Raw genomic sequence first — 14,243 nt, 5'->3', positions numbered from 1 at the left:
CCCCTTGTCTATGCACCATGATTTACGTTATCCTTTAAAGAAGAAAATCTGAATGTAAAGGTGTGCTTTAGTTGAGGATCAATAAATTTATCAGTGAATCCGGAATTACCTCGCGACGAGGCGCAGACAAATGGATAGCCGAGGGTCGCGTGACGATTAATGGCACTGTAGCTGAGCTCGGCAGTCAAGCTGAACCCGGTGATGATGTTCGGGTGGACGGCAAGCCGATAAAAGTGGAACAGCAAAATGTCTATATTGCACTGAATAAACCGATAGGGATTACAAGTACGACCGAAAAACACATTAAAGGGAATATCGTTGATTTTGTAAATCATCCGCTTCGCATTTTTCATATCGGACGTCTGGACAAAGACTCAAGCGGTCTGATCCTTCTTACAAATGACGGAGATATCGTTAATGAAATCCTTCGTGCAGAAAACAAGCATGAAAAAGAATACATCGTAACCGTGGATAAGCCACTTACCGCTTCCTTCATTAAAGATATGTCTTCCGGAGTGGAGATTTTGGATACGAAAACACTTCCTTGTAAGGTTGAGCAGTTGACCAAATACACATTTAACATCACTTTGATGCAGGGACTGAACAGACAAATCCGCCGTATGTGCTCAGCACTAGGTTATGAAGTCCGTGATTTACATCGAATCCGGATCATGAACATCCATCTGGACGGACTGGCGATCGGACAATGGCGCGACCTGACCGAGGATGAATTGACGGAACTATTTAAGGAATTGGATTATACCCCAAGGAAAAGATGATAAGGAAGATGCCCCCAGAATTCCGGGGGCATCGCTTTTTTAATTTCAGAAGAATTTTCAGCAATCATTTGCTTTTTTATACGTATTTGGTGCTTTCACTCATGAATTTTGCTGGTTTACTCGTGAGTTTCGCACTTTTACTCGTGAATTCCACTTTATTCGTGAGTTTCGCGCCTCCATGATTTCATCGATGGTTGCCCCGGCATTTAAGCAGCATTCCATGTGATAGCAATTGCATTCATCGCAGCGGCTGACTATTGATATGGCTAAACCGATACTTACCCTAATTGGCGTTTAAATACTTTACTGGCAAAGAAGTAAGCGATGACCATGATGCCGACGCACCAGGCAAGCGCGATCCAGATATCGTTGCCAACAGACCCTTCATACAAAAGGGCACGAATCGCATTCACGATTGAAGTCACTGGCTGGTTTTCAGCGAACGCACGGACAATTTTAGGCATGGTTTCCGTTGGGACAAAGGCCGAACTGATAAACGGCAGGAAAATCAGCGGGTACGAGTAGGCCGTCGCCCCTTCCATAGACCCCGCTGTCAACCCTGGAATGACCGCTAGCCATGTCAGCGCCAGCGTAAACAGCCCGAGTATCCCAGCTACCGCGAGCCAATCCAGGATATCAGCGCTCGAACGGAAGCCCATCAAGAGCGCGATGAAGATAACCACCATGACAGTAAGCGCATTGGAAACAAGCGAGGTCAACACGTGAGCCCACAATATCGACGAACGCTTGATGGGCATGGTTATGAAACGCGCCATCAGCCCGCTCTTTACATCCGTAAACAGCCGCAAGGATGTGTAAGCGACGCCGGATGCGATAGCCATCAGCAAGATTCCCGGCAATAAATAATTGACGTAGTTGTCCGTTCCTGCCTCTATGGCGCCGCCAAATACGTAGACAAACAGCAGCAGCATCATAATCGGCGTAATCGCCACCGTGATAATTGTATCCGGGCTGCGCATGATGTTGCGCATTAAACGCCCTAGTAATACCCCTGTTTTTCTTTTCATTTACATCTCCTCCTTTTTGCCGATGATCGCGAGGAAAATTTCCTCTAATGTCGGCTGCTTCTCGATGTACTCCACCTTCGCTGGCGGGAACATCTCCTTGAGTTCGGTAAGGGTGCCGGTTGAGATGATTTTTCCGCCATGAAGGATGGCGATTCGGTCCGCCAGTTGTTCGGCTTCCTCCAGGTACTGGGTCGTCAGCAAGATGGTTGTGCCGCCGCCGGCAAGCTCCTTGACGGTATCCCAGACTTCAATCCGCGCTTCGGGGTCAAGCCCTGTCGTCGGTTCGTCGAGGAAAATGACTGCTGGCGTCCCGATCAGACTCATGGCAATGTCAAGCCGGCGCTTCATCCCGCCGGAATATTTGTCCGCCCGGCGGTTGGCCGCATCGGTCAGGCTGAATCTTGCAAGCAGATTGTCGGCGACTTGAGCGGGATTGGAAACTCCCCGCAACTTGGCGATCATCAGCAAGTTTTCCCGCCCGGTGAGCATGCCGTCTATAGCTGCAAACTGCCCTGTCAGGCTGATGCTCTGGCGAACATGATCCGGTTGACGCTGAACGTCAAAGCCGCAAATACCTACTTCGCCGCCATCGGCCTTCATCAGAGTCGAGAGGATGTTTACCGTCGTCGTCTTGCCCGCTCCATTTGAGCCCAGCAGTGCGAAAATTTCGCCACGCCGTACCTCAAAATCCACCCCCTTTAAGACTTCCTTGTCTTTAAATGATTTTTTTAACCCTTTTACAGAAATCACTGCATTATTCATACTTTTTTCCTCCTTTTAATATCGCAGTAAAGCCGCTTGTAAGATCCGTAATTATCCGGTCGAGCGCCTTGCTGAACTAGATTGAATAGACTCCTCTATTTAGTCTGACTGATATTCTGTATAACTTACTACCGAGTTAAAATATAACTGAATAGCGAAGGTGGCATTTCACCTTTGTAACCAGCTATTCAGTCGGAATTATTTATTGAATTTATTTTTTCCCAATCGCGTCATGATACTGTCATTTAAATCTTCACGATACTTGGCGAAATAGGTTTTAGCATTTGCCACTAGTTCGTCGGCAAAGGACGCAACGTCTTCCCCAGTGATTTCCAGCACTTGTCTGCCTTCCGCCGCACCGGCTTCGAACAACTCGATTAATTCATACTGCATGTGCAGCATATCCATCCCGTTGCCCGCTGAGAAATTCCACATATAGTTTTGAATCTTCTTAAATACAAACTGGTAGTCCTCTGGCAGGGCTTCAACCCGTGCCATCATCATTTTATACTCTTTTTTATCACCAATCATTTTTTTGAACAATTCCATCATTTATTTTTCCTCCTTTTTTATAAAGCTGAACAAGTCACTCCAAAAATATCGTACGGAATATCTTATGAAGCTAGATTGACTTTAAGACGTTGATTTTCGATGATACAAAATCCCATTTTTCCCAAAACAATTCAAGTTCCTTTCGGCCAGCCTCATTAAGTGAGTAAAACTTGCGGGGCGGCCCCATATCTGACGGTTTCTTCTCTATGTTCACCAGTTTTTTCTTTTCTAATCGCACGAGGATGGTGTAGACCGTCCCTTCCACGACTTCAGTAAACCCAAGCTCGTTCAGGCGGCGGGTAATCTCGTAGCCATAGGTTTCATGGCGGCTGATGATTTCCAGCACGCAGCCTTCCAGCGAACCCTTCAGCATTTCAGTTAAATTTTCCATATTCAGAGCCTCCTCTATTTTGTGACTTATATAAATATAACGTAGTTCCGAGGGGAATTTTTACTGAATAGCTTTTGGGAAATCACGCTATTTAGTATTACTTATTACATCTAAATCGTAACACTGAGTAGCAGAGGTGTCAACTTTTTTTCTTAAGAATATTTTTGCAACTTCACTATTCAGTGCTGTTGGTATCCCGTGTTACTTACTACAAGGTATGCTGTAACACGTAGTAGGGTGACTGCAAATTGATTAATTTTTTAAAAAACAAGCTATCTCCAATGGATACTGGTGATTTCTTTTATGGAGCTTTTACTTTCCCCATGCCTCTTTCACAATGATTACACGTGTTAAGAAAGGCGAAAGATTTCAGTATATTGACAGGGAAGAACCGTTAAACGTAAGGGTGGAAAGGGTCACAATATATTTGTTTATGTAAAAAAGAAATTTTGACGTATTATTAATTCCACTTTACTCGTGAGTTTTACACTTTTACTCGTGAATTTCGCACTTTTACTCATAAATTCCACTTTACTCGTAAGTTTAACGCTTTTACTTGTGAATTATACTTTTATTCGTGAGTTCCACGAGTAAGGGCGAAAATAAAAAGCAACCTGGAATTAGGCTGCTCGTTATCGGCTCTAAGTTATACCCACCATAAATCAGTTGGGCTTTCGTTGATGAGTACAGTTTTCAGATTGGTTACGGCCCGTTGGAATCCTTCTTCAACTGACATCAGCGGATCTTCGTGTTCGATGCTGACGACGTAATCGTAACCGTATGTGCGAAGTGCGCTCATGATGTCGGACCACTCTTGTAGGCTGTGACCGCATCCTACAGAGCGAAAGTTCCAGGCACGGCTCTGGATATTTCCATAAGGCTGCATGTCGGTTAGTCCATACATATTGATGTTATCCTGATCCAGGTATGTGTCTTTTGCGTGGAAGTGGTAGATTGCTCCCGCTTTCCCTAGGATCTTGATGGCCCCGACTGGTTCGATGCCCTGCCACCAAAGATGGCTTGGATCAAGGTTGGCGCCTATTGCATCAGATGTAGCTTCCCGCAGTTTTAACAAGGTATAGGGTGTGTGGACGAGAAAGCCTCCATGGAGTTCAAGGCCGATTTTTATATTGTGTTCATCGGCAATGGCGGCCACTTTCTTCCAATAGGGGATCAATTTTTCTTCCCATTGCCATTTCAGCACATCTGTATACTCATTCGGCCATGGGGCGACGGGCCAGTTTGGATATTTAGCTCCTTCGTGATCACCCGCTGTACCAGAAAAGGTATTGACGACCGGGACATTCAGTAAGGATGCAAGCTTGATTGTTTTGATCAGTGTTTCATCACTTTCTTTAGCGAATGCTTCATCTGGAGAGATTGGATTGCCATGGCAGCTGAATGCACTGATCGTTAACCCTCTTGTTTGAACGGCTTCGAGATATTTTTGGCGCTTTTCTTCACTGTCCAGCAGTTCATCGAGTGGACAATGGATATTCCCTGGATACCCGCCTGTACCGATTTCAACTGTTTTTAATCCGGAATCCGCGACATAATCAAGCATATCCTCGAATGATTTTTGAGCAAATAGCACTGTAAAGATCCCTAATTTCACATGCCCCACCTCACCTTTTCATTAATTTATGCTCATGACCTTCCCACTTGCCGAGCTTTGATAAATGGCTTCGATTATTTTTGAAACTTTCATGGCTTCCGATGGTTTTACCAATGGTTCTGCCAACCCCAGGCAGCTATTAATAAAGTTCTCTGCCTGTTGCAGGTCTGGTGTATCCTCCCCTGGCATCCATACTGCCTCACTGTTTAAAAGCATGCCGTGCTTAGCCTGATTCAAGACCAGCGGGAACACATCAAGTCCGCCCTGCGTTCCGGATAAACTCAAAACAGTCGCTTCTTCTCGGATATTCGCGGCCCAAGATGTTTCGAATAATAGAGATGCTCCATTGGCAAATTTGATATATGCCGTGGCATGGTCATCAACTTCGAATACCGAGGCATCGAAATTCCCCCATAAATTGACTTGATCGACACCCTTACTGACATAATTATATGTCGAACCTACGATTTCAATCGGTTCTGGGTCATCCATCAGCCATAATGCCAAATCAAGCAAATGGCAGCCGTAATCGATCACGCTTCCCCCGCCTTGTAATTCCTTGCTTGTAAAAACCCCCCAGCCCGGGACTTTGCGCCGCCTTATTGCCTGTACACGCGCTACATATGGTTCACCGATTTCACCGGCTTGAATCATTTTCTTTGCAGCCTGGGCTTCCTTCATGAAGCGGTAATGATATGCAGTCGATAACACTTTACCAGATATATTCGCTGCCTCGGTTATTGCTAAACATTCCTCGGTTGTAATGGCCATCGGCTTTTCGCATAACACATGTACACCCGCTTGCAGGGCAGCAATGGAAATCTCCGCATGGAACTTGTTTGGCGTTGCAATCGTAACAGCATCCACTTCAGCAAACATTTCTTTATAATTGGTGAAAACCTTTTCGATATGAAATTCACGCGCCACTTCCCGCGCCTTCATTTCATCTATATCCTGAATGGCGTATAAAACCACTTTATCTTGAAATTTTTGAAAAGCTGGGATATGCCTTTTTTGGGCAATTCCGCCAGCACCGATAATACCCATTTTTAATTTGTACATGATGACTTTTAACCCCTTTATAAGCGGATGATTTTTCGGGATGCATTTGATTCCATCGCGCCAAGAATGACTTTTAATGATTTTAATCCTTCAACTCCCGAGACAAGTGGCTCCTCATTGTCCATCACACATTTTACAAAGTGGCTGATCACTTCGGAATCATGTTGTCCTTCTGAGTCATTAGTCTGGATGCTTCCTAATTGGATGGTTTCGGTCTTTCCATTGTCATGATGGATGATCAGTGAGTATTTCGGATCGTCTTCAAGGCGCAATACCGCTTTTTCCGCATAAATGACCGTAGCATTGTCTTCTTTTGCATAAGACCAGCTGGCGGTAAGAGTCCCGATGATACCGCTCTCCGTCCGGAGGATACAGGCCGCACTGTCATCAACGTCTGTATTTTTCTTGGCAGTCGTTTCCACAAAGGCTCCCACTTCAACAAATTCTTCTCCAAGGATATACCGTAATAAATCAGCTTTATGAACACCTAAATCGCCCATTGCACCAATGACTGCCTGATCCTTTTTAAAAAACCAGCTTTCCAGTCCGTCCACGCTCCAGGTTTCCGGCCCGGAATGTCCAAAAGCCGTCCTGAAGCTATAGACCTTCCCTACCTCCCCGCTCTCAATAAGCTGTTTCGCTTTTTGATGTGAGCGAACAAAACGCTGATTATGACCAATCATTAGTATTTTGCCGCTTTTCGCTGCTGCTTCATTCATTTTTTCAGCGTCTACTAAAGAAGTAGCCATTGGTTTCTCACATAGGACATGCTTACCCGCTTCCAAGGCCGCAACCGTGATGCGCGCATGCAGGTAATTCGGTGTACATACACTGATCGCTTCAATCTCCTCATTCTTCAAAAGTTCTATATAATCAGTATATGCTTGCGCTCCATACCTTTGTGCTGCTGCATTCGCCCGGTCCGGCACAATATCACAAACGGCAAAGATCTCCGTTTCCTGATGTGATTCATACTCCGGAAAATGCCTGTTTTTTGCGATACTCCCGCATCCAATGACTCCTACCTTCACTTTGCCCATATTGTTCTCTCCTTCACTTCATCTCTTTGCATGAGATGGATTCCAACGGTTCGGCTTTACCATAGTTCGTTATGATCCCAAATTCCGGCTTGACCCAATCAACGGCATTCTTAATTACTCGTTGAATCTCCGGATTATGGTAGGTAGGATATGTTTCATGTCCTGGACGGAAATAGAAAATCCTCCCTTTTCCCCGCTGATATGTGCAACCGCTTCTGAATATCTCCCCGCCTTCAAACCAACTGACGAATATTAATTGATCTGGTGCAGGAATATCAAAATGTTCCCCGTACATCTCTTCCTTCTCAAGCTCTATATATTCTCCGATTCCATCAACGATAGGGTGATTCGGATCGACAACCCAGAGCCGTTCCCTTTCATCCGCCACCCGCCATTTCAAATCGCAAGTCGTTCCCATCAATCGTTTGAATATCTTTGAAAAATGACCAGAATGGAGGACGATGAGGCCCATTCCCTCGAGTACTCGCTTGTGAACCCTTGCAATGATTTCATCCTGAACTTCATCATGTGCAACATGCCCCCACCAAAGTAGTACATCGGTTCGTTTCAATGCTTCATCGGTTAATCCGTGCTCTTCTTCATCGAGAGTAGCAGTCGTCACCTCGACCTGTTCACTTTGTAAAAAGCCGGCAATTGCACCATGGATACCATCCGGATATACTTTTGCTACTTCAGGCTTTGTTTTCTCGTGGCGAAACTCATTCCATACAAGGACTCTCATGAACAACCTCCTCCATTCAAGAATCATTTCACGGCAACTTGCTTTGTATTTTAACTATTACCTCTTTATTCATAACGCAAACGTTTGCGTTAGGCGTGATCAAAATATAAGGACATACTTATTGATTTTAGAATGTATGAATTTTCAAAAATAATAGTGATAATCTATATTGTAAATTCATGTTAGCAAAAATCAAGCTTTAATTGGTAAAACATTTCTACATTTTTCATTTAATTTCCTTTTCAGCAACAAAATGCGACTCCCCCTTTATGATTTTGGTAGGAATACTGATGCTCTTTTCCATCATTTCCGGATTTGCAATTAGGTCGAACACGCATTTTGCCGCCTCATACCCTAACTGATACGTATGGATATCAACCGTTGTCAGCGGCGTACTTAAAAATTCTATGAATTCTGAGTGGTTAAAACAGACGACGCTTATTTGATGCGGCACTTTCAAGTTCTTTTCGGCTAACACTCCAAGTAAAAGAACACCCAATAAAAGATCCATAACCAAAAAAGCGGTTGGTGCCTCTTTCAATTCCAGCAATTCGTCAATCGCCTTTATTCCATCCGTTCGATTTAAAGGAATCAATTTGATATATTCCTGCCGCACATCCAACCCAGCCTGTTCCATCGCTTGTTGAAAGCCTGTCAGGCGGTCCTGGATCACTTCAAACTCGGGGCTGCCCCCTAAAAAGGCGATGCGCTCATGTCCAAGATTGATGACAAACTCCGATACTTCCCTGGCCGCTTGAACATTATCGTTATCAATGAATGTGATACCGCTCATGTTCGTACTTGGCTTCCCGATCAAAACGAACGGGAAGCCCTGCTTTAATAAATACGGCACCACTTTATCGTCTTTTTTAGAGTACAAAACAATCATGCCATCCACTCTTCTGCCCTGAACCATTTTCACGACGTCCTCAAAGATGGCATCCTCCGTCTCTCCGGTTGTCAGAGAAAGACTGTACCCTTCTTTATTACAGAAATCCCCGATTCCTCGGATCACTTCTGGAAAAAAAGGATTATAAAGTGATTCCCTTGCCGAACTTTTCATGACGATCCCAATTGCCTTAGTTGACTTCGTGACTAAGTTCCGGGCATTTTCATTCATATGATAGCCCATTTCCTTTAATACCTTGCGTACCTTGCGCTTGGTCTTTTCACTGATTGTCGGGCTGTTATGGATTACACGCGATACCGTTGATGGAGCGACATTCGCTTTTTTGGCAACGTCTTTTATAGTAACAGACAATTTCATCAACACTCCCCGTTCACCGCACATGGTTTAATATTCCCTATATTTAAATAGTTATTTAACGGCTCCATCAGCAATTCCTTTGATTATTTGCCTCTGAGCAAAAAAGTACGCAATGATGACTGGAATGATGGATAAAGTAAGTCCAGCCAAGGCAAGATGCCATTGCTTCGTATATTGACCGAAAAAGAAGAACAATTTAAGTGGAATGGTCTCCGATCCCGCACCGCCAATAACAAGGGATGGCAACAAATAGTCGTTCCATATCCAAATGACATTTAAGATCCCAACTGTAATGGACATCGGTTTTAATAATGGAAATATGATATACCAAAATACTTGAAAGCGGTTTGCACCATCAATCTTTGCTGCCTCATCAAGTGAGAGGGGAATGCCCTTTAAGGTACCATGATATAGGAATATGGATAGACTGCAGCCAAAACCTAAATACATGAAAATCAGTCCCGCCTTGTTCAGCATCCCAAATTGACCGAATTGGGCAACGAGCGGTATCATCACAGACTGAAACGGGATAAGCATGGCTGCTACAAATATAAAGAAAAGCAGGGAACTTATTTTACTTTTGTTTCGGGAAAGAGCGTATGCTGCCATCGCAGAAAAAATGATGATGATGGCTACACTGACGCCCGATATCAATAAAGAATTGAATAAAGTCCGGAGGAAATCCAATTGCTCGAAAGCTTGAATGAAGTTTTCGAACGTCCAGGTTTCAGGCAGTCCCAATGTATCGGCAAATATATCCCGTTTCATTTTAAAAGCATTGACAAGCATTAAATAAAACGGGGTGAGCCATAATATGGCCAAAATGAATCCGATGAATCCAATCAGCCACAATTTCCATTTTCCCCTCATTACAGCTCAACCTCCCGTTTTTTATTGAAATAGACTTGTGTCAGCGAAACGACCGCCACGATTACGAAAAAGATAACGGCTTTTGCCTGTGCATATGCCATATCGTTTTCGGTGAAGGCGGATTTTACAATGTTCATCGCAACCATTTCAGTTGAATTATAGGGAGCTCCGTTCGTCAAAGAGAGATTTTGATCATAGATCTTGAACGAGTGGGAAAGCGTCAAAAACAAACTGACGGTAAAAGCAGGTGCCACTAGTGGAAAAGTTATATGGCGAAAACGCTGGAAACTGTTAGCTCCATCAATTTTTGCCGCTTCGATCAAGTCTTCAGGAACTGCCTGCAGATAGGCGATATAAATGATCATGATATATCCGGCCATTTGCCAGGACGTTAAAATGATCAACCCCCAAAAACCTGTATCAGTCGTAGATAACCAACCATTAAATGCTTCGATCCCAGTCAAATCACCAATCGCACCGAAGACCTTAATAAAAATGAACTGCCAAATAAAGCCGAGAATCAAGCCGCCAATTAAATTGGGCATAAAGAAAACTGTCCGCAGTATGTTGCTTGATTTAATTTTCGAAGTCACGATGAGAGCCAAACTTAATCCGATGATATTGATTACCACAATTGCCGCTACGGAAAATTTAATGGTGAACCAAAATGTATCAAGGAACCCTTTATCCGTAAACAAGTCCATATAATTCTTAAGACCGATGAAATCCGGTGTCCCTAAACCGTTCCAATTCGTAAAGGAATAATAAAAACCGTAGATGAGTGGCACGATCACAACCAAAATGAGTGCAGCAAGAACAGGTGTCAAAAACAGCCAATATGCGGCATCCCGATTTCTCAACGAAACCGACCTCCTTGAATGATTTAATAGTTAATGGGTTTAGATCATGACTGGGTTATTTGATGATTCCCTTTGCGACTTTTCTATAATAAGGAACAACCAATCGACACACTTTTCATGCCGATTGGTCACTTGCATTTCCCCACCACTTATTTGCTATGAATCTTCTCCCAATTTTTAATGTTCTGTTGGACAAGTTCCTCCCAAGTCAATTTACCAGTTACGTATTTTTGGACACTTGCTCCAAGATCATCATTCCAACCGACCGGATATCCATTAAACACCCACCCAATCGTGTTTCCTTCTTGGGAGTATTTATAAATTTCTTTTGAAATTGGATCGGCAATTTTTTCTACATCATATCCTTCATAAGCAGGAATGAATTTAAAATCTTCCAAAACGGCTTTTTTCCCTTCTTCGGATGTATACATCCAATCGAGGAACTTCTTCGCTGCTTCCTGTACCTTTTCATCCGATTTCTTGTTCACTGCCCAATAGTTCGGTACGCCGACCGGCATGCCTGCATTGTCTCCATTTGGAATCGGGATGATGCCAATTCCCTTTTCAGCCAACTCAGGGTCCATATCATAGACTGTGTTATACACCCAGTTACCTTGCTGTATGATCGCAACCTTTTCAAGTGAGAACAGCTCTTCCACTTGTTGCGAGTAATCGAGGCTTGCTGTCGGCTGGACGGAATATTCATTTTGGATATCGACCAGTTGTTTAAACTTGTCACCATCCGTGAATTTAACCGTTGGTGCCTTGCTTGCTTCTAACACATTCCCATCAAACTCCGGAGATAAGAATACATTGGATAAATGGTTTCCTGTCACCCACTTCTCTTTAACCGGATAAGCGAAAACTGCATCGATTTTCAATTTGTCTTTTTGTGAATCGATTTTCTTAACTGCCGCCTCTAAGGCTTCATAACTTGTAATTTCATCAGGATTAATTCCGGCTTCTTTAAATATCCGTTTGTTATAAATCAAGCCGTATCCTTCCTGGTTAAATGGAAGTCCAAGGACTTGCCCGTCCTCTTCCACGCCATCCAAAGTACCGTCAAGTGCTGCAGCAGCGGCCTTCGTGTCCTTTAAATCTGTTAATCTATCTTTATATTGTTCGACATCCACGGGTCCGCCAATGTTAAAAACCGCCGGCTCCTCACCTGAAGCGAACTTTGCCGTAATGGCTGATTTATAATCATTTCCGCCGCCGACTGTCGATACCTTTATCTTCACATTTGGATTTTCTTTTTCATATTGTTTTGCCAATGTCTCGAATTGCGACTTGAATTCTACCTTGAATTGAAATATATCCAGCGTAACGACATCTTTTGAGTCGCTGTTTCCGCCAGTTGAAGAAGAGCATCCAGCCAAAATCACACTAAAAATTAATAAAACAGTAAGAATTCCCCCGTACCATTTTTTACGCCTCATGCTTACCCACTCTCCCCTTTTTCTCATAATATTCATGCAATTTTAAGAAAACGTTTGCATAAAATTAGTAAAATAAAAGCCCTTCATTCTATAAAATTCATAGTCTATCATACTTCTTTTACATCACCTCCTCACAAATACACTGCAAACGTTTACATTTATGCGCTTTATATTACCACCAAATTCCATACTTTACAATAAAATTGTAGTATATTGTAAAAAAAGGATGTTGAGAACTCTCTTAATCTAATTATATGATTCAGAAACCTTTGATTATTCCTTTATCCGATTATTTATTGTACGGGCATTTTCATCCTGGCATTATACGAAAAGAAGGGAAACCCTACGGTCCCCTTCTTTTCACTTCAATATCATCTTCACATTGGAAGGACCGTATTCATCCTTCAATTCATAATATTTATCGCTTGCTTGTCCAAATTCTTTAAACACACCACTAATGATCAATTCATTCGTTTCCTTATCAACGACACTGTACTTGATATTGCTTTTCCCAAACTTTCTGTCATCCACTTTTAAAAGGATCATCTTGGACACCTCCACATTTAATGGCTGCACTCCTCAGGGTGTGTGGTTTCTTCCTTACATAATATAACGAATTATTCGGAATTTACAGATTTTTTTCAATGCAAAATAAAAAAGCCTAATAGGCCTTTTCATTTCGCCAATACCTTATTCACATCATGACTTCGAGATATCCAGGAATCCTTCACCAAATACGTCCCGAACGTCATGTATGGCTATAAAAGCATTGCTATCGGTTGACTGCACTATCCTCTTTAACTTCAGAACCTCTTGCTTACTTATAACGATATATAAAATATCCTTGGATGCTTTTGTATAGTATCCATGACCGCTAAAAACAGTGACCCCCCGGTCCATCAATTCGGTTACTTGTTTTGCAATCTGGTCCGCTTCTTTTGAAATGATGGTGATCGCTTTTTTCGGGTTCAATCCCTCAATGATGAATTCCATCGTTTTTGTTCCAATATAAAGCATTAGTATAGTGAGCATCAGACCTTCTGCACCAATGATGAAATAAGATGAGAACGCAACGATTAAATCGAAAAACAGAAGTCCGTAGCTTAAGCTCCACCCCAAATACTTATTCGTAATTCGGGCAAGGATCGTCGTACCGGCAGTAGTGCCTCCAACACGAATGATCATGCCAATTCCTGCACCGGCAAAAACCCCGCCAAATATCGCATTGATGACCAATTCATCTGAAGATATCGTCCAATTTTCGGTTAAATGAAGGAAAAGTGAATTGAATGCAACGGCTACGATTGTATATACCGTTGTCATTTTCGACAAATATTTATAACCGACGATAAGCAGGAAAGCGTTAATGATCAAACTTAACAGCCCTGGTGACCATTCAAAAAGATAAAATAAAATGATGGTTATCCCCGTGACCCCTCCCTCGCCAAGTTCATTGGGAATGACGAAAAGATTTATTGCCAAAGCGAAAATAAAAGCTCCTATTAATATAAAGAAAACATCTAAAGAAATCTTTTTCATATTTATACCCTTCCTTTATGTAATGGTTAATGTGAATTGGTTAATTTCACTGCTCTATAGTAACATGGAATTCCATTTAATCCTTCAAAGATTTGAAGGTTTAACAAAAAGACTACCTTGGAAATTAGGTTCTCTTCAATGAACGAGCTTAATACATACAAAGGCACTGATTTTCACTAAGCTATTAGCTTAACAAAACCGCTTCCCGGTTAAACCTTTTTTATGGTTAGCTACATGTTCCTGGCTTGGATCTAAATAACCAACAAGCTTTTTTCGACCCTTGATTTCTCCCAGATT

16 protein-coding genes are annotated in these 14,243 nt (G+C 42.7%); 1 reads left to right on the top strand and 15 read right to left on the bottom strand.

What is annotated here, in order from left to right:
* The first annotated feature begins 71 nt into the window (after positions 1–71).
* Positions 72–779, top strand: coding sequence for a 23S rRNA pseudouridine(2604) synthase RluF (rluF, locus tag ACIQYG_RS13165; protein WP_053533639.1), 708 nt, complete (start codon positions 72–74; stop codon positions 777–779).
* Between the two features lie 99 nt (positions 780–878).
* Here rluF and ACIQYG_RS13160 read toward each other — a convergent pair whose 3' ends face one another.
* From ACIQYG_RS13160 to ACIQYG_RS13090, 15 genes are all read right to left on the bottom strand, one after another.
* Positions 879–1,043 carry a carboxymuconolactone decarboxylase family protein gene (locus ACIQYG_RS13160; protein WP_402838926.1) on the bottom strand — a complete coding sequence of 55 codons (165 nt, stop codon included), beginning with the start codon at positions 1,041–1,043 and terminating at the stop codon, positions 879–881.
* A 14-nt stretch (positions 1,044–1,057) separates the two neighbouring features.
* Positions 1,058–1,807: an ABC transporter permease gene (locus ACIQYG_RS13155; protein ID WP_402838643.1), complete on the bottom strand. Its 750-nt coding sequence runs from the start codon at positions 1,805–1,807 to the stop codon at positions 1,058–1,060.
* On the bottom strand, positions 1,808–2,569 hold the full coding sequence (locus tag ACIQYG_RS13150; RefSeq protein WP_402838641.1) for an ABC transporter ATP-binding protein: 762 nt from the start codon (positions 2,567–2,569) through the stop codon (positions 1,808–1,810).
* 198 nt (positions 2,570–2,767) lie between these two features.
* Positions 2,768–3,121 carry a DUF1048 domain-containing protein gene (locus tag ACIQYG_RS13145; protein WP_402838639.1) on the bottom strand — a complete coding sequence of 118 codons (354 nt, stop codon included), beginning with the start codon at positions 3,119–3,121 and terminating at the stop codon, positions 2,768–2,770.
* A gap of 70 nt (positions 3,122–3,191) precedes the next feature.
* On the bottom strand, positions 3,192–3,512 hold the full coding sequence (locus ACIQYG_RS13140; protein WP_402838637.1) for a PadR family transcriptional regulator: 321 nt from the start codon (positions 3,510–3,512) through the stop codon (positions 3,192–3,194).
* Between the two features lie 646 nt (positions 3,513–4,158).
* Positions 4,159–5,127: a sugar phosphate isomerase/epimerase family protein gene (locus ACIQYG_RS13135; protein WP_402838636.1), complete on the bottom strand. Its 969-nt coding sequence runs from the start codon at positions 5,125–5,127 to the stop codon at positions 4,159–4,161.
* Positions 5,128–5,148: 21 nt separating this feature from the next.
* Entirely contained in the window at positions 5,149–6,189 is a 1,041-nt protein-coding gene (locus ACIQYG_RS13130; RefSeq protein ID WP_402838635.1) for a Gfo/Idh/MocA family protein, read from the bottom strand.
* Between the two features lie 17 nt (positions 6,190–6,206).
* Complete coding sequence (locus ACIQYG_RS13125; protein WP_402838633.1) at positions 6,207–7,229, bottom strand: Gfo/Idh/MocA family protein; 1,023 nt, start codon at positions 7,227–7,229, stop codon at positions 6,207–6,209.
* Positions 7,230–7,242: 13 nt separating this feature from the next.
* Complete coding sequence (locus tag ACIQYG_RS13120) at positions 7,243–7,971, bottom strand: ThuA domain-containing protein (RefSeq protein ID WP_402838631.1); 729 nt, start codon at positions 7,969–7,971, stop codon at positions 7,243–7,245.
* A 226-nt stretch (positions 7,972–8,197) separates the two neighbouring features.
* Positions 8,198–9,232 (bottom strand): LacI family DNA-binding transcriptional regulator, encoded by a 1,035-nt coding sequence (locus ACIQYG_RS13115; RefSeq protein ID WP_402838924.1) that lies wholly within the window; start codon positions 9,230–9,232, stop codon positions 8,198–8,200.
* A 57-nt stretch (positions 9,233–9,289) separates the two neighbouring features.
* Positions 9,290–10,108 carry a carbohydrate ABC transporter permease gene (locus ACIQYG_RS13110; protein WP_402838629.1) on the bottom strand — a complete coding sequence of 273 codons (819 nt, stop codon included), beginning with the start codon at positions 10,106–10,108 and terminating at the stop codon, positions 9,290–9,292.
* The gene (locus ACIQYG_RS13105; RefSeq protein WP_076370709.1) at positions 10,108–10,968 is read right to left on the bottom strand and encodes a carbohydrate ABC transporter permease; all 861 of its coding nucleotides are present in this window, start codon (positions 10,966–10,968) and stop codon (positions 10,108–10,110) included. The genes ACIQYG_RS13110 and ACIQYG_RS13105 overlap by 1 nt, the downstream gene beginning before the upstream one ends.
* A gap of 149 nt (positions 10,969–11,117) precedes the next feature.
* Positions 11,118–12,407: an ABC transporter substrate-binding protein gene (locus ACIQYG_RS13100; protein WP_402838625.1), complete on the bottom strand. Its 1,290-nt coding sequence runs from the start codon at positions 12,405–12,407 to the stop codon at positions 11,118–11,120.
* 360 nt (positions 12,408–12,767) lie between these two features.
* Positions 12,768–12,953 carry a hypothetical protein gene (locus ACIQYG_RS13095; RefSeq protein WP_034305959.1) on the bottom strand — a complete coding sequence of 62 codons (186 nt, stop codon included), beginning with the start codon at positions 12,951–12,953 and terminating at the stop codon, positions 12,768–12,770.
* A 153-nt stretch (positions 12,954–13,106) separates the two neighbouring features.
* A complete protein-coding gene (locus ACIQYG_RS13090) occupies positions 13,107–13,946 on the bottom strand; it encodes a YitT family protein (protein ID WP_402838624.1) in 840 nt (279 codons plus the stop codon).
* Between the last annotated feature and the right edge of the window lie 297 nt (positions 13,947–14,243).

Origin of the sequence: Peribacillus sp. NPDC096622, from assembly GCF_044762665.1 — a bacterium.
Taxonomy (GTDB): Bacteria; Bacillota; Bacilli; order Bacillales; family DSM-1321; genus Peribacillus; species Peribacillus frigoritolerans_B.
The sequence above is the reverse complement of the archived record's forward strand: the minus strand, read 5'-3'. Positions and strand labels throughout refer to the sequence as shown.